Here is a 15,997-nt window from a genome sequence, read left to right on the forward strand (position 1 = left end):
GCGTCTGCTCGCGCTGTTAGGGGACCTCGGGTACCAGCAGGTGCGCGTCATGGCGCGGACCCCAATGCAGGGTGACGCGGCCGCGGGGTGAGTTCGCATAGGCCGCGGGCATCTGACCGACCAGCGGATTCCTCGGGCACAGCCACCGCGCGGCGACCACCAGCCGCAGCTGCTCGCCGGCGCGGAACAGTGTCGCCGACGGGCCCAGGGCGACATCGACCGCGACCACCTCGCCGGCGGAAACGGGCTGCGGCTCCGTGCAGGCCGCGACGGGCTCCCACGGCCGCGATAGCTCGGGATCCAGCGCCCGCAGCGAGACCCGCTGCCACCCGGTGGTAACCCGGTCGCGGCCGTAGCCGTAGGACCCCTCGAACGCGATGAACCGGCCGGCGCGCCACTTCTCCACGCCGACGAACAGGTTGGCGTCGTCGCAGCCGTCCAGCGAGACCCACAACCGGGCGGCCATCGGCCCGGTCAGCTCGATGTCCGCCGGCACCGTCCAGCTGAATGCCGCTGCGGCCGAACGCGTTTCGAATGCGGCGCTGCCCGTCTCGGTCGGCCGGTCGGGCGCGAGCGTCGCGGCGCTGCCCAGATAGAAAGGCCGCCAACGGGTTCGGGGCAGCGGCCAGTCCGCCTCCTCGCGCACCGCGGCGACGGTGTCGCGGTCCTCGCGCACCTCGAGGCGGACGCTGCGGGAAGCGTCCGCGCCGTCGAGCACGCCCCGGAAGAAGCCGAGCTGCTCAGCCCGCGCCGCTTCGGAGTAGAAGGTCGCCCATTTGCCGCCCCGGTGCGTGTAGAGGCGGGCGTGGGCGGAGCCTGCGCGCGTGAACGCCCGGATCGAGCCGCGGCTGTGCAGGTTGTTGTCGGAGAAGCTGCCGCAGACCAGCATGGGCACCGTGATCGCGGACAGGTCGGGCACCACGGAGCGCCAGAAGTCGTCGCGCAGCGGGTGGGAGTCCTGCATGTCCCCCAGGTCGTAGGCCTGTCGCGTGTCGCGGCGCAGGTTGCGCGACCACAACCGGGTGAAGCCCGATTCGCGCACGCCGCCCGGGAAGCACAGGTCGCGGTACGCGTCGGTGAAGCCCTCCCACGGGCAGATCGCCCGCAGTGCCGGCGGCTGCAGGGCTGCCGCGGCGTACTGGCTGATCGCCAGGTAGGAGACCCCGAGCATGACGACGCGGCCATCGCACCACGGCTGGTCGGCGATCCACTGCACGAGGTCGTAGGTGTCCTCGGCCTCCTTGCGCGACAGCAGGTTTCCGGTGCCGTCGGAGTGGCCGCAGCCGCGCGAGTCGGCGTTGACCACGGTGAAGCCCCGCGCGGTCCACCACGCCGGGTCCGGTGCCTCCCAACCGGTCAGCGCCGAGAAGCTCACCGGTCGCGGCTGGCGCAACACCCGGTACTGCACCGAGAAGGTCCACCTGTTGCCCCGGCGCCTCGGCAGGTTGTCCTTGCTGTACGGGTGGATGCTCAGGATGACCGGCCGCGGGCCGTCGTCGGGCTTGCGGTGGGCGTTGATGCGCAACGCCGTCCCGTCGCGGGTCCGGACGGCGACGTCACGGTCGACGAGGAGGTCGGGCGGCGGATCGGTGACGGTGATGGGGGGTCTGGCGATGCCGCGCAGCCGTGCCAGCGCATACCGGAAGGCGCCGGGGCGCCGCCACGGACGGTCGAGCGCGGGTGCCGGATTTCGCGCCACGCCAATACCTTAGGCGCATCTTCCCGGCCGCTACCACACGTTGGGCAGCAGCCGGTAGCGCACGCGCCGCGCATACTCCCGGTACCCGGGCAAGTCCTGGGTGAGCAGCTTCTCCTCGTCGAGGATGCGGAAGACGAGCACCGCGATACCGGGGATCACGAAGAGCAGACCCCAGTAGGAGGCGAGCGCCAGCGGCATGCCGACCATCATGATCACGTTTCCGACGTACATCGGATGCCTGGCGAACTTGTAGACGCCGCCGGAGGCCACCTGCTGGCCCGTCTCCACCGTGACGGTGGCCGCGGCGTAGCTGTTCTGGATGATCACCAGCATCGCCAGGCCCAGCCCGGTCGCCACCAGGACGTCGCCCAGCACGGATACCCACGGCGGCACCATCGACCAGCCCATCCCATGGTCGAGGGCGCTGAACGCCATCATCGCGAAGAGAATCACGAATGAGCTTGTGATGATGACCTTTTGGGCGGCCCTCGGTTCGGCTCGTGGCCCGGCGTGCATGCGGCGCTGCAGGGCCGCCGGGTTGTGCCGCGCCAGGTAGATGGTGGGGCCGAGCGACGCCGCGGTGAACACGGCGATGAACGCCCATGCCTGCCAATAGTGCAGCGTGCCGGCCGATCCGAAGAGGATGAGGCCAACCGCGAAGGTTCCGAAGACCGAGGATGCCGTCAGTCGAACAGCGGTTTTCATGATCGTGCCCTCCCTAGCAACGTAGATCGCGACGCCGAAAAGCCATGGCGCCCACGAGGATCAGCGCCGCGTCGATGGCGAGCAGCCACAGCAGCGGCACAGCGGTGAAATCGGCCCCGACCCGCGGGGTGTGCGCGAACGGTTCCAGGTCGAGCAACCACTGCGGGAACCGGGCCAACTCGCCGATCAGGTACACGGCGACGAACCCGACCAGCACGCCCCACGCCACGGGCGTGAACCGCGGTGCCAGACCGAAAACCGCGACGGTGACCGCGGCGAGCAGCCAGACGGCGGGCAGCTGCGCTGCCGCGGTGCCGACGACAATGGCCAGCTTGCCGCCGACGTCGCCGGCCGCGATGCCGTAGACGAGGCCGCCGGCCGCGCCGCTCACCAGCATCGCAACCGCGGACCCGGCCAGTGCGGCAGCCAAATGGCTTGCCAGCCAATGAGTTCGGGAGACCGCGCCGGCCAGCGCCGGCTCGGCGCGCTGGCCGGACTCCTCTTGATGCAAGCGCAGGGTGAGCGAGATGGCGAAGGTGGCGGCAACCATGCCCATCATGGCGTAGGCCACGGCGACGAAGGCCTCCTCCAGGGCGGAGGTGCCGCCCATCCGCGCGACGATGTCGCGCACGACGGTGCTGCCGCCCAGCTCGTCGCCGATTCCGTGTACGACGCTGCCCATCAGCAGGCCATACAGGAGCAGGCCCACCGTCCACAGCAGCAGCGCGCCGCGGTCGAGCCGCCACGTCAGGCCGTCGATGCCGCGCAGGCGGGTCCCGGCAGTGCCGGGGCCGGCGCGTTCGGCGATGAGTCCGGCGCCCACGTCGCGGCCGGCGAGCAGCCGATAGGCCACCAGGGTGAGCGCCGCCGTGGTCACCAGGTGCAGCAGCAGAACCCACCAGCGATCCCCGGCGTAGGGCCGGACCTGAAGCGACCATCCCAGCGGCGACAGCCACGACAGCGTGCCGCCGCCCGCGTCACCGACGGCCCGCAGCGTGAACGCGGCCCCCAGCGCGGCGAAGGCGGTACCGCGGGCGAACCGGGCGCTCGGCGAGAGTTGGGCGGTCACCGCGGCCACCGCGGTGAAGACCAGCCCGGAGCAGGCCAGCGCCGCCCCGAACGCCAGCGACCCGCCCGCCGGGATGTCGGTCGTCAGCAATCCGGCCGCCCCGATCGCGCCGGTGGCGATGGACGCCCCGAACGACAACAGCAGCGCCGCGCTCAGGCTGGCGTAGCGGCCGATCGCGGTCGAGTCCACCAGCTCGGTGCGGCCGGTCTCCTCGTCGGCGCGGGTGTGGCGGATCACGGTGAGGATGACGGCCACCGCGATCAGCAGATGGAACATGCCGGCCTTCCAAATGCCCACGGCCCCAAGGCTGTCGTTGTAAACCTGGCCGTAGAGCGCGCGCTGGGCCGGACTGGCCATGATGGAGGCCGCGAACCCGGCGCGGGCGGCCTGGGTGGGGTAGATCTTCAGGATGCTGCCGACGTACACCGAGGCCAGCGGCACCGACAACAGCAGCACCCACAGCGGCAACGAAACCCGGTCGCGGCGCAGGTAGAGCCGCAGCATGCCCAGCGTGCCGGAGAAGTTGGAACCGGCGCGCGGCGCCGGCCGCGCCGGGCGCGGCCGATCCAGCGTCGCGGTGCTCATGCGGAGACCTTGTCCGTGGTGTTGTAGTGGCGCAGGAAGAGTTCCTCGAGGGTCGGGGGCTGGCTGACCAGGCTGCGCACCCCGGCGTCCCCGAGCGCCCGGATGAGTTCGCCCAGGCTTGCGCTGTCCACCTGGGCGCGCAGCGTGTTGCCGTCGATGCTGACGTCCTCGACGCCCCTGATGCGGGTGATATCGCCCGGGTCACCGATCATTTCGGCCTTGATCGAGGTGCGGCTGAGGTGCCGCATGGACTCCAGCGTGCCGCTCTCGACGGTCCTGCCGGCGCGGATGATGGTCACTCTTTCGCACAGCGCTTCCGTCTCGGCCAGGATGTGGCTGGACAGCAGGACCGTCGTGCCGCGGTCGCGCGCCTCGCCGACGCACTGCTGAAAGATGTTCTCCATCAACGGGTCCAGGCCGCTGCTCGGCTCGTCCAAGAGCAGCAGCCGGGCGTGCGAGCTGAACGCGGAAATCAGGGACACCTTTTGCCGGTTGCCCTTCGAGTACGTGCGCGCCTTCTTATGCGGGTCGAGGTCGAAGCGCTCGATCAGCTCGGCGCGACGCCCTTCGTCGATGCCCCCGCGCATGCGGGCCAGCAGGTCGATGGTCTCGCCGCCGGTCAGCGACGGCCACAGGGTCACATCGCCCGGCACGTAGGCGATGTGGCGGTGCAGGGCGACCGCGTCGGTCCACGGATCGCCGCCCAGCAGCCGAACGGTTCCGCCGTCGGCCTTCACCAGGCCCAGCAGCACGCGGATGGTCGTCGACTTGCCGGCCCCGTTCGGCCCGAGGAACCCGTGCACCTCACCCTCGCGCACCGTCAGATCGAGGCCGTCCAGGGCGCGTACCGCGCCGAAATTCTTCGTCAGGCCGCGGATTTCGATGGGGGCGGCTGTGTCAGCTGGCATGGGATCCTCCTTGATCGTCGGCGGCCAGGAATGCGTCGTACATGGTGCGGTCCACCATCAGGCCTTCGGTGTAGATTTCCAGGGCGGGCAGGATCATGTCGCGCGAATAGTCACGGAGCACGGCGCGCAGATCGGTTGGGGTGTCGTGCATTTGCAGGTAGAGCAGGAGCCCGCCGCCTCCTGTGATGCCCAGGTACTTGGCCCTGGCTCGCGGGTCGCGGCTGGGCTTGATGGTCCCGGCCCGCACGCCGTCTTCCAGGTATTCCTCGGCGTTGTCAATCATTCTCTGCCACAACATCTTCGCCAGGTCGCCGCCGGTCTGCATGCTGCGTAACAGGTAGGCGGTCATCGGGGCGAATTCTTCGATTTCGGCCAGTTGCGCGAACCAAACGGCCGGGTCGTTGGATTGCAGCGCCTCCGCCTTGGTCTCGCGGATCTGTTCGGCGACGTAGTCGTCGCAAGCCTTGCGCAGGCCCTCCTTGGAGCCGAAGTGGTGGATGACCAGCGCGGCGCTCACGCCCGCCGCCTCGGCAATGGCGCGCAGGCCCACGTCGAATCCGCGCTCGCCGAACTGCTCGATGGCCGCGTCGCGGATTCGGGCGGCGGCGGTCAGGTCGGCTGAACGCATGTTCAGTACACTAAACACTCGTTCAGTCGGCGGTCAAGGGGGCGGGCCGTCAGGAATCCGTAAATAACTGGCGCGAACAGACATAAAAGCCCCGACACGCCCTGCGCGCAGGGGCCTTTTGCGTTCCCCCGCAAGCCGGGTGGGGGTCCCCCGCTGGGGGAGCGCCCCGGCTCGCGGGAGCTAGTCGCGGACCGCGGCCAGCAGCCCGTCGCCGAGGGGCACCAGCGCGGGGGTGAGCCGCTCGTCCTCAGCGATGAGCCGGGCCGCCTCGCGCACCGCGGTCACCTCGGCGTCGCGGGCCGCGGGATCGCCCGCCCGGCCGCCCAGCGCCGCGCGGTGCACCACGATGACGCCCCCGGATCGCAGCAGACGCACGCCCTCGACGACGTAGTCGGGCTGGTCGATCGGGTCGGCGTCGATGAACACCAGGTCATAGGACTCGTCGGCGAGCCGGGTGAGCACCTCCTGGGCGCGCCCGCTGATCAGCCGGGTGCGCGAGGGTCCGATGCCCGCGTCGGTGAAGGACTGCTTGGCGAGCCGCAGGTATTCGGGCTCGATATCGATCGTGGTCAGGACGCCGTCGTCGCTCATGCCCGACAACAACCAGAGCCCGCTGACCCCGGCGCCGGTGCCCACCTCGGCGACGGCCTTGCCGCCGCTGAGCTTGGCCAGCAGGCTCAACAGCGCCCCGACCGCCGGCGTCACCGCGCCGGCGCCGATCTCCACGGCGCGCTCGCGGGCCGCTGCCAGCAGCGCGTCCTCCGAGATCGACCCCTCGGCGTGCGCGCACAGTGACTCGGCTCGACTGGTGGCCGTCTGGCCGGGGGCTGCTGCGTCGGTGCCGTCCATGCCCCGCAGCGTATTCCACATCGCCGCGCGGCCGGGCAGGCGCGCCTGATTCGGTCCGCGTCGACACGCCCGGCCGCCGCGGGGGGACGCAACTCACTCGCCCGGCGGTTCGCCCTGTTCAACGTAGGTAACGATCTGGTTTCTCAGCCAAAGCTCAGATTGCTCCTATGTCGTGCATACGCCGATGCGCGACGGTATCTCTATGGAACGGGGTGTGCGGGGGACCGGGAATAGTTCTCGCCGGATTGGGAATACACGGTGGCAGCTTCGCGTTGACGCGGGCGACGAGCTGTCAGGCTTCTCTGGCAGGGAAAATCCGGAGGATCCAATCATCACAGCGCTTTTGAGCCCGACCACCATGTCTCACGCCCAGGATTGCCGGGACGACGAATGGGTGGAGACGACGGAGGCTCTGCAGGGCACCGCGGTGTTCGACGCGACCGGGGACAAGGCGACGATGCCGTCGTGGGACGAGCTGGTGCGCCAGCACGCCGACCGGGTGTACCGGCTGGCCTACCGCCTCTCCGGCAACCAGCAGGACGCCGAGGATCTGACGCAGGAAACCTTCATCCGCGTCTTCCGCTCGGTCCAGAACTACCAGCCCGGGACCTTCGAAGGCTGGCTGCACCGGATCACCACCAACCTGTTCCTCGACATGGTGCGCCGGCGCGCCCGCATCCGCATGGAGGCGCTGCCCGAGGATTACGACCGGGTGCCCGCCGACGAGCCCAACCCCGAGCAGATCTACCACGATGCACGGCTGGGGCCCGACCTGCAGGCCGCGCTGGACTCGCTGCCGCCGGAGTTTCGCGCCGCGGTCGTCCTGTGTGACATCGAGGGGCTGTCCTACGAGGAGATCGGCGCCACCCTGGGCGTCAAGCTGGGCACCGTGCGCAGCCGCATTCACCGCGGACGCCAGGCGCTGCGCGACTACCTAGCCACGCACTCGCAGCACGGCGAGCAGCTCAAGTCGGCCTAGCGGCCAACCTCAACGCCGGACGTTCCGCCGACGTCTTCGGGCGGCCGGGCCGTTGATGCGGATTGGCCGATCAATGAAGGAGCGCGGCGGAATTCAATTTCTCTGTTGCGGTGGCCGACGATTCACGCTGCGTAATCGCCGTGGTCTTGCCGACCCCGGCATTCCGTCGTGACAAATCGACGCTCTCTCCAGCAAGCGAAACTGGCCGCTCCGAAAAGGGTGGGCCAGCGTGACGCCGTAACTATTCACAGCGCGCGGCCCAGGCGTACTCGATCCAGGCGCCGGCCCGCGGGCCAGGCGCAAAAAAATGGGGAGAATTCCCCATCAAGCGCCCGCTCGGCAGGCCCACACTATAGGCAGCGAGCGCCCAGGGACGCGCCCCGCGGCTACAGCGACAGCATCCGGACATGATGCGGCAGTCGCTGTAAACCCCGACCTTTCCTGAGCGGTCGGAATCGACGGGCAACCCTCATTGGGAGGTCGTGATGCGTTGGTCCGCCATCGTCGCTTGCGTTGTGCTGCTGCTGATATCGATAGGCGGCATCGCCGTAGCAGGGTTCTATGATTCCCTGTTCAGCAACCATCACGGCGACAACAACGACGAAAGTGATAGCGCCTACCGGGCCTACGGCGAGCTGCCGATCCCGGGATCACAGACATTGCACCTACCCGCCGGGCAGGTCGCTATCACCTTCCACGCCCAGACCGCCAGCGGTTCGGATGGCCCCTTGTCGATCCCGGACCTACAGCTGAACATCGTCCCTCCCGCTGGAGTCGCCGAACCGAAGGTCACCGAAAGCCCCGGAGGGACAACGAGTATCGATAACGACTCGCGGCGGCAAGTGTGGGTCGCCCAGATCCCGCAGGATGGGCACTACGAAATAACCGCCGACGGGCAGGTCGGGGCGTTCATCAGCGCCCGGTTGGCGTTCGGGCACGTCGCCGTCGGTTCGAGCTCGTCCCGAATCCCGGGCTGGGTCCGACCCGGAGCGGGGGTGTTCGCGGCGCTGGCGGTTTGCGCGTTCGTCCTGGTCGTCAACCGCGAGCGCGAACACAAACTGGCGTGGGGCAATATGCCCCCTCCGCTGCCAGCACAGCAACCGGTGCAGCCGTTCCTTGCTCGTGGGCGGCCCTACCCGCCGAGCACCGAGCGCGCGGGCATCGAGATGCCCAAGACGCGGCGTGACCGGCTCGAGGACATGATGCGCCTCAGGGTGGAAGCCGGGGTCAGCCTCGGCAGGGCACGAGCTGAAGTGGTTCTGGGGCAAGCGCTCAGGGCGATCCTCGCCGCCGGGATCGTCGTACTGGCTCTCGGACTCGTTGGAGCAGGTGTCGCACCCTCCGGCGGCCTCGGGCGGTTGGTCTCGATCGGCCTCGCGCTATCCGGCGTCGCCGCCGTCCTGTTGGTAGTGCGGGGGTTGTATTCGCTGCACGTCGTTAGGAAGGTCCGATGGCAGGACGGCACTGTCACGATCCGCAGGGTTCAACCCGGCCAGGTAGGCGAAAACGGCCAGCACGTCGTCTGTGATGTAGAGCTGAAGCCAAACATGCCCGCCGTCTACCAGGCAGGGCCGAACCCAACGGCCCAGATCATCCGAGTGGCGACGACAGTCGGACCTCTGGACAGCCAGTGGCTCGTCGTCGGTGCGACGATGCGCTGCCGAATCGACCGCGCCGAGTTCGAATACCTGTTGCGCGCGTTCCCCTATGCCGCGCCCAATGCCTCCATTCCGTCCGGCCGGAACTTGACTTTCAAGAGGGCGTAGCAGAAGGCGCTCGGTGCAATTCCGCAACGTGCCATCGTGCTCGCCGAGGACGCTGGCCTCACGAAGGCCTACGCATCGCGTGGACACCCTTCACCCGGGTACCGGCCGACGGGAATCGCGACACACTCCCAGCCGGCATCTGGAACAAGGCGTGGGATCAGGATTCGATCGTTCGCGGTTGCCGGGCCGCCGCGGCGGCCTGGGTGCGGTTGTCCACGCCGAGTTTGGCCAGAATCGATTCCACGTGGTGGCCAACGGTTTTGCGGCTGATCGAGAGTTTGGTGGCGATGTCGGAATCGCTGTGGCCGGCGACGATCAGCGTGAGCACCTCCCGTTCGCGGCGGGACAGTCCGTCGGGGTCGGCGCTGATGTCGGCGCGGCGGGAGCGGGGGGTGCGGCCGCGCAGTTCGGCGAGGCGTTGTCGGGCGCGGCGCGCGGCCGCCTTGGCGCCGAGGCGGCGGAACGTGGCCAGCGACGCTTCCACCGCGGCGCCGTCGCCGCCGAGTTGGGCGATGGCCGCGTCGTAGGGACAGCCCCGGCGTGTCCATTCGGCGGCGGCGCCCCGCCAGTCACCGCCGGCCTCGAGCTCGAAGGGGATGCTTAGCTTTCGGTCGCCCTCGGGCTCACCGCCGGCCAAACGCACCCAGCGACAAAGGGACCCGACCAGCCAGGGATTCGCGTGGGCGGGAGCCGTCGCCAGCCCCGCCTGCGCCTCGGCGCGGGCGGTCTCGTGATCACCGGCCAGCCAGGCCGCCTCGGCACGGGCGGGCCACACCGGTCCCAGGCGAAAAAAGTCGTTGCGTTCGGCGGCGGCCAGGGCCTCATCGAGTAGCGCCGACACGGGTCGCTGGCCGCTCCGGGCGTAGATCAAACCCAGGGTGGTCAACGGCAAATACCGATGCAGCGGGGTCATCGCGGGTCGGGAGAGCACATCCTCGGCGCAGCTGGCGGCGCGCGCCCAATCCCCCCGGTGCAACGCAACAAGCGCTGCCGGCCCCGCCGCGAGCGGCTCGAACGTGGCCAAATCATGATCGGCGCAAAACGCCGTCATTTCGGCGATGTAGCCCTCGGCGCGGTCAAGCTCGTAGTGCAGCGCCGACTGCCAGCACAAGCCCATCCCCATTAGCCCAGCGAGTTCGGCAAGCTCCTGGCCGTCCATCGCCCGCCGCCACGCCGCTTCGAGCTCGTCCCACCCAACACCCGTGCGCAGGACCCTGAACAGGCCCGCATAGTAATTGGCCTTGAGCACGACGCCCGGCAAGTCCAGTTGGTTGCCCAGAGTGATCGCGCGGTCCGCGTACTCGGCGCAGGCCGGGTCGTCGGCCATCAAGGAAAGCTCGGCCATGTGAGCCAGCGACGAGGCCAGCTGCGCGGTGGGCCCGCATTCTTCCAGCAGTCGCAACGACTCCTTGCCCGCTCTCCTGGCTGCGGAGACGCGGCTCAACACGTGCGAGAGCCGGCGCAAGTCATCGCCTTCGCCTAGGCGGTCCCCCAGCTCCCGGCGCAGCGCAATCGCGTTCCGGTACGAATGCACACAGGCCTGGACGAATCCGCCCAGGTAGCTGGTTAATGCGTGTCGCTCGAGCCAACTGACCCGCTGCTCGGCGGGGGCGGTGTCGCCGTGGCGCAGCACCAGCGCGTACAGCTTTGCCGCCTGGCGGTGTGCGCCCAATCCTGCGGCGCGCTCCGCGGCGGCGACCCCGTAGCGCACGGCCGCCTCGTGATCGCCGGCCTGGTCGGCGTGAAAAGCCAACGCCGCCAACGCGTTCGGGTCGACCGACGTTTCAGCCAGCGCGGCCAGCGCGCGGGCGTGCAGCGCCTTGCGCTGGTAGTCGTCGATGCGGTCAAGCGTGGCTCTTCGGGCCAGCTCGTGACGGAACGCGATCGCGCCCCCCTCGGTGACCAGCATGCCCGCATCGAGGCATTCGGCCAGCCCCGCGTCGGCGGCCGGACACAGGCGGTGCATCAGCGACGGGTCGGCGTGGGGTCCGCACACCGCCACCGCCTGCGCAGTTTGGCGCGCGGGTTCCGACAGCCGCGCCAGGCGGCCCCACACGGCCTCAGAAACACTGCGCGGCAACGCATTCCGATCCGGAGCGGCGGAGCCGGCGGCCAACACCTCGGTCACGAAAAACGGGTTTCCGCCGGTGAGCCGATGCAACTGGTCGGCGTTGAGGCCGCTGCCGCCGGCCAGTACGGCCACCGCGTCACGGCTCAGCGGTTCCAAGCCGATGCGGCGCACCGCCGCACAGCTGGCGACGTCCCCGAGCGCCACTAACAGGGGGTGCTGGGCATCGAGCTCGTCGTCGCGATACGTCACCACCAGCAGCAGCGGCAGAGACCCGATGCGGCGGGCCAGAAAGCGCATCAGGTCCAGGCTGGCCCCATCGGCCCAATGGCCGTCCTCGATCACCCACACCCAGTGGCTGCCGTCGCGCAGCAGTGCGAGCAGCCGCCGGTACAGCGTCCCGGTGTCACCGGCGTCGATGGCCGCGCCCAGAGCGCCGGCCGCCGCGGGGCCCACTCCGGACAACGCGTCGAGCAGCGGACCCAAAGGCCTTGGCGCGGTTAGCGGATCACATCCACCCCGCAGCACCCGCATCCCCGCATCGATCGTGGCGGTAAACGCGGTGATCACCGCGGTCTTGCCGACCCCGGCGTCTCCCCGCAACAGCACCACCTGGCCCGCCCCGCCGCGCACTCCGCGCGCCAGGGCACCGAGCTCGGCCAGCACCGCCTCGCGCTCCAATAAGTGCTGCGTCCGAACCTCACGTCGTTGTGGTGCCGTCATTTTGGGTGCTCCAAAAAATGGGGAGAATTCCCCATCAATCGCGCCCACCCACCGGCGCACGCTAGGGAGCGAGCGCCTCGGGAGGCCCGGGAGAATTCAGAGGCCACAGCAACCGCACATCCGGACATGATGCGGATTCACTGTAGCTCCGGCGCCGGCCGGCGCGCCCCGCTCAGCGACGGCAACTCGATTACGAAAAGTCGCGGCCGGGATCAACCGGGCCGCGAATCCTGGGGTTTTACGAGCCGTAGTTGGGGTATCGGCGGCCCCGCCGCGCTACATTCGAATTATGCGCGGCTTAGAGTTCTTAGAGATCTCTGAAGGGATCCAGTAATGGCCGACCGCGGAGAGGTCTTTCGCCGCGCGTTCTCTTGGCTTCCCGCACAGTTCGCCTCCCAGAGCGACGAGCCCGTCGGCGCGCCGCGCCGGTTCGGCTCCACCGAGCATCTGTCCATCGAGGCGATCGCGGCGTTCGTCGACGGTGAGCTGCGGATGAACGCGCACCTGCGGGCCGCGCACCACCTCTCGTTGTGCCCGGAATGCGCGGCCGAGGTCGAGGACCAGGGCCGGGCGCGTGCCGCCCTGCGCGACTCCCACCCCATCCGCATCCCCAGCAACCTGCTGGGCCTGCTGTCCGAGATCCCGCACCACCCGACGGACGACGACGCATCCGAGCGCGATACGCGCGACCAGCGTAAGCGCCGATAATCGCCGCACCCGTGGATACTAGGGTGGACAAGCACAACGCCGCCGCGGCGCAAAGCGCCCGGTAAGCGGCTGTCTCGAACGCTCAAGAAGAGGATCCAAAGGGAACGTGACCTCCGACGGCAACAACAGGGGCAACGACAGCGGCAACGCCGGCGACAACGGCGGAGACCGACTGGCGCCGCGCCCCATCACCCGGCCACCGGTCGACCCCGCATCGCGGCAGGCATTCGGCCGTCCCACCGGGCTGCGCGGCTCCTTCGTGGCCGAGCGGGTGCGCCCCCCGAAATTCCGCGACCAGTCCGACTTCACGCCGCACGACCCGCCCGCGGATCCCGTCCTCGAGGAGGCGTTCAGCCGGCCGGTCGGGACCGCGGACACGCTGCAGCGCCACCCGATAGACGCGGGCGCGCTGGCCGCCGAGCAGGACGGCGCCGAGCCCGAGGGGGCGGACGACCCCTGGCGCGACCCCGGCGCCGCCGCGGCCCTGGGGACCCCGGCCGTCGCGCCGGCGGGACCGCAGGCCGTGCCGGGCTACGGAGGCAAGCTCGGGGTGCGCGACGTGCTGTTCGGGCGCAAGGTGTCCTACCTGGCGCTGGCCGTGCTGCTTCTGATCGCGCTGGTGATCGGCCTGATCGGCGGTGTGATCGGCCGCAAGACGGCCGAGGTCGTCGAGGCGTTCACCACCTCGAAGGTCACGCTGTCGACGCCCGGCAACTCCGAGCAGCCGGCGGGCCGGTTCGCCAAGGTGGCGGCCGCGACGGCCAACGCCGTGGTCACCATCGAGTCGAAGAGCGACCAGGAGGGCATGCAGGGCTCCGGGGTGGTCATCGACGGCCGCGGCTACATCGTCACCAACAACCACGTCATTTCCGAGGCCGCCAACAACCCCAGCCAGTTCAAGACGACCGTCGTGTTCAACGACGGCAAGGAGGTGCCGGCCAACCTGGTGGGCCGCGACCCCAAGACCGACCTGGCCGTGCTCAAGGTCGACAACGTGGACAACCTGAGCGTGGCCCAGCTGGGCGACTCCGACAAGGTGCGCGTGGGCGACGAGGTCCTGGCCGCCGGCGCGCCGCTGGGCCTGCGCAGCACGGTGACCCACGGCATCATCAGCGCGCTGCACCGCCCCGTCCCGCTGTCGGGCGAGGGCTCCGACACCGACACCGTCATCGACGCCCTCCAGACCGACGCGTCGATCAACCACGGCAACTCCGGCGGCCCGCTGATCAGCATGGACTCCCAGGTGATCGGCATCGACACGGCCGGTAAGTCGTTGTCCGACAGCGCAAGTGGGCTCGGCTTCGCGATCCCGATCAACGAGGTCAAGGCGGTGGCCCAGGCCCTGATCAAGGACGGGAAGATCGTGCACCCGACGCTGGGCGTCAGCACCCGGTCGGTGAGCAACGCGATCGCCTCCGGCGCCCAGGTGGCCAACGTCAAAGCGGGCAGCCCGGCCCAAAAGGGCGGGATCCTGGAGAACGACGTGATCGTCAAGGTGGGCAACCGCAAGGTGGCCGACGCCGACGAGTTCGTCGTCGCCGTGCGACAGCTGACCATCGGCCAGGACTCCCCGGTGGAGGTGGTCCGCGACGGCCGGCACGTCACGCTGACGGTGAAACCCGACTCGGATAACGGCTAAGTGTTCGGCAACCTGAGCTGGGAGCACATCCTCGTCCTCGTCGTGGTCGGGCTGGTGATCCTCGGGCCCGAGCGGCTCCCGGGCGCGATCCGCTGGACGTCGAACGCGCTGCGGCAGGCGCGTGACTACCTCAGCGGCATGACGACGCAGCTGCGCCAGGACCTCGGGCCCGAGTTCGACGACCTGCGCGAGCCGCTCAGCGAGCTGCAGCGGCTGCGCGGCATGAGCCCGCGCGCCGCGCTGACCAAGCACCTGTTGGACGGCGACGACTCGTTCCTGACGGGAAACTTCGACAGGCCGGTCAATGGGGCTCCGCCCAAGCCGGCGGACCCCGTGGAGCCGGTACAGCCGCCGCAGCCCACCGGCGGGCCCGCGCCGTTCGACGCCGACGCCACCTGACCGGCTAGCGTCGCGTCGGGTCCAGCCCCAGCGACACGCCCGCCAGCCCGCGCTTGCGCGACGACAGGCCGTCGGCCACACCGCGCAGTTCCTTGCCGACGGGGGAGTCCGGGGCGCTCAGCACGATCGGAACGCCGGCATCGCCGGCCGCGACCAGCGCCGGGTCCAGCGGGATCTGGCCCAGCAGCGGCACGTCGGCGCCCACCGCGCGCGACAACCGCTCGGCGACCTGGCGGCCGCCGCCCTCGCCGAACACCTGCATCGTGGTCCCGTCGGGCAGCACCAGCCCGGACATGTTCTCGACGACGCCGACGAGGCGCTGGCGGGTTTGCAGCGCGATGCTGCCGGCCCGTTCGGCGACCTCGGCCGCGGCCAGCTGCGGCGTGGTCACCACCAGGAGCTCCGCGTTGGGGATCAGCTGGGCCACCGAGATGGCGACGTCGCCGGTTCCCGGCGGCAGGTCGAGCAGCAGCACGTCCAGGTCGCCCCAGTAGACGTCGGCCAGGAACTGCTGCAACGCGCGGTGCAGCATCGGCCCGCGCCACACCACCGGGGTGTTGCCCTGGGTGAACTGGGCGATCGAGATGACCTTCACCTCGTGGGCGATGGGCGGCAGGATCATCGATTCGACCTGGGTGGGCCGGTCGGTGGTGCCCATCATCCGCGGGATGGAATGGCCGTGAATGTCAGCGTCGAGCACGCCGACCGACAACCCGCGCGCGGCCATCGCCGCGGCCAGGTTGACCGTGACCGTCGACTTCCCGACGCCGCCCTTTCCGGAGGCAACCGCGTACACCCGGGTCAGCGAGCTGGGCTGGGCGAACGGGATGACGGGCTCGCGGGCGTCGCCGCGCAGCTGCTTGCGCAGCTCGGTGCGCTGCTCGTCGTTCATCACGTCCAGGCTGACCTTGACGGCCCCGGTGCCGGGGACGTCGGCGACCGCGCTGGTGACCCGCTCGCTGATCTCGGTCTTCTTCGGGCAGGCGGCGGTGGTCAGGTAGATCGCGACGTGCACGCCGCCGTCGGGCTCGAGGTCGACGCTCTTGACCATCCCGAGTTCGGTGATAGGACGGCGCAATTCGGGGTCGATCACCTTCCCCAGTGCGGTGCGGATCGCCGCGGTCAGGTCGGTGGCGTCATGGCTGGACATCACCGCCGAGTGTAGGCGTGCCGAGTGGCTGGCTGGTCAGCCGGCCGGGCCGGGCGCCCTGGGCGAGCCGGCGGCGGGACCCGGACCGGCCGGGCCGGCGGCCGCGGCCGCGCCGACCGCGG

At 69.9% G+C, this 15,997-nt stretch carries 13 protein-coding genes; 5 read left to right on the forward strand and 8 right to left on the reverse strand.

From position 1 onward, the window contains the following. Nucleotides 1–16: 16 nt before the first annotated feature. The 6 genes from A5787_RS20695 to A5787_RS20720 all read right to left on the reverse strand — a co-directional run bounded on the left by A5787_RS20695 (nucleotide 17) and on the right by A5787_RS20720 (nucleotide 6,443). A complete protein-coding gene (locus tag A5787_RS20695; protein WP_066970472.1) occupies nucleotides 17–1,699 on the reverse strand; it encodes a CocE/NonD family hydrolase in 1,683 nt (560 codons plus the stop codon). A 30-nt stretch (nucleotides 1,700–1,729) separates the two neighbouring features. After that, nucleotides 1,730–2,404: an isoprenylcysteine carboxylmethyltransferase family protein gene (locus tag A5787_RS20700; protein WP_066970474.1), complete on the reverse strand. Its 675-nt coding sequence runs from the start codon at nucleotides 2,402–2,404 to the stop codon at nucleotides 1,730–1,732. Nucleotides 2,405–2,417: 13 nt separating this feature from the next. Next, complete coding sequence (locus A5787_RS20705) at nucleotides 2,418–4,058, reverse strand: ABC transporter permease (RefSeq protein WP_156764055.1); 1,641 nt, start codon at nucleotides 4,056–4,058, stop codon at nucleotides 2,418–2,420. Then, nucleotides 4,055–4,966 (reverse strand): ABC transporter ATP-binding protein, encoded by a 912-nt coding sequence (locus A5787_RS20710; RefSeq protein WP_066970476.1) that lies wholly within the window; start codon nucleotides 4,964–4,966, stop codon nucleotides 4,055–4,057. The genes A5787_RS20705 and A5787_RS20710 overlap by 4 nt, the downstream gene beginning before the upstream one ends. After that, complete coding sequence (locus A5787_RS20715) at nucleotides 4,956–5,594, reverse strand: TetR/AcrR family transcriptional regulator (protein WP_066970478.1); 639 nt, start codon at nucleotides 5,592–5,594, stop codon at nucleotides 4,956–4,958. Before A5787_RS20715 ends, A5787_RS20710 begins: the two co-directional genes overlap by 11 nt. Nucleotides 5,595–5,774: 180 nt before the next feature. Continuing rightward, nucleotides 5,775–6,443 carry an O-methyltransferase gene (locus tag A5787_RS20720; RefSeq protein ID WP_066970497.1) on the reverse strand — a complete coding sequence of 223 codons (669 nt, stop codon included), beginning with the start codon at nucleotides 6,441–6,443 and terminating at the stop codon, nucleotides 5,775–5,777. 202 nt (nucleotides 6,444–6,645) lie between these two features. On the opposite strand from A5787_RS20720, the gene sigE reads away from it, so the two are divergent. Both sigE and A5787_RS20730 read left to right on the forward strand, forming a co-directional pair. After that, nucleotides 6,646–7,422, forward strand: a complete 777-nt coding sequence (gene sigE, locus A5787_RS20725) for an RNA polymerase sigma factor SigE (protein WP_066970480.1) — start codon at nucleotides 6,646–6,648, stop codon at nucleotides 7,420–7,422. A gap of 485 nt (nucleotides 7,423–7,907) precedes the next feature. After that, the gene (locus A5787_RS20730; RefSeq protein ID WP_066970482.1) at nucleotides 7,908–9,188 is read left to right on the forward strand and encodes a hypothetical protein; all 1,281 of its coding nucleotides are present in this window, start codon (nucleotides 7,908–7,910) and stop codon (nucleotides 9,186–9,188) included. Nucleotides 9,189–9,345: 157 nt separating this feature from the next. On the opposite strand, the gene A5787_RS20735 is transcribed toward A5787_RS20730, so the two are convergent. Further along, nucleotides 9,346–11,979 carry a LuxR family transcriptional regulator gene (locus A5787_RS20735; protein ID WP_082977350.1) on the reverse strand — a complete coding sequence of 878 codons (2,634 nt, stop codon included), beginning with the start codon at nucleotides 11,977–11,979 and terminating at the stop codon, nucleotides 9,346–9,348. 333 nt (nucleotides 11,980–12,312) lie between these two features. Here A5787_RS20735 and rseA point away from each other — a divergent pair, with 333 nt between their 5' ends. The 3 genes from rseA to tatB all read left to right on the forward strand — a co-directional run bounded on the left by rseA (nucleotide 12,313) and on the right by tatB (nucleotide 14,725). Beyond that, nucleotides 12,313–12,687, forward strand: a complete 375-nt coding sequence (gene rseA / locus A5787_RS20740) for an anti-sigma E factor RseA (protein ID WP_066970485.1) — start codon at nucleotides 12,313–12,315, stop codon at nucleotides 12,685–12,687. A 106-nt stretch (nucleotides 12,688–12,793) separates the two neighbouring features. Next, complete coding sequence (locus tag A5787_RS20745; protein WP_066970487.1) at nucleotides 12,794–14,326, forward strand: S1C family serine protease; 1,533 nt, start codon at nucleotides 12,794–12,796, stop codon at nucleotides 14,324–14,326. Further along, complete coding sequence (tatB, locus tag A5787_RS20750) at nucleotides 14,327–14,725, forward strand: Sec-independent protein translocase protein TatB (RefSeq protein WP_066970489.1); 399 nt, start codon at nucleotides 14,327–14,329, stop codon at nucleotides 14,723–14,725. A gap of 4 nt (nucleotides 14,726–14,729) precedes the next feature. Here the strand turns inward: tatB and A5787_RS20755 are convergent, their stop codons facing one another. Next, nucleotides 14,730–15,875 carry an Mrp/NBP35 family ATP-binding protein gene (locus tag A5787_RS20755; RefSeq protein WP_066970501.1) on the reverse strand — a complete coding sequence of 382 codons (1,146 nt, stop codon included), beginning with the start codon at nucleotides 15,873–15,875 and terminating at the stop codon, nucleotides 14,730–14,732. Nucleotides 15,876–15,997: the final 122 nt, after the last annotated feature.

Source organism: Mycobacterium sp. 852002-50816_SCH5313054-b (assembly GCF_001667185.1).
GTDB lineage: Bacteria > Actinomycetota > Actinomycetes > Mycobacteriales > Mycobacteriaceae > Mycobacterium.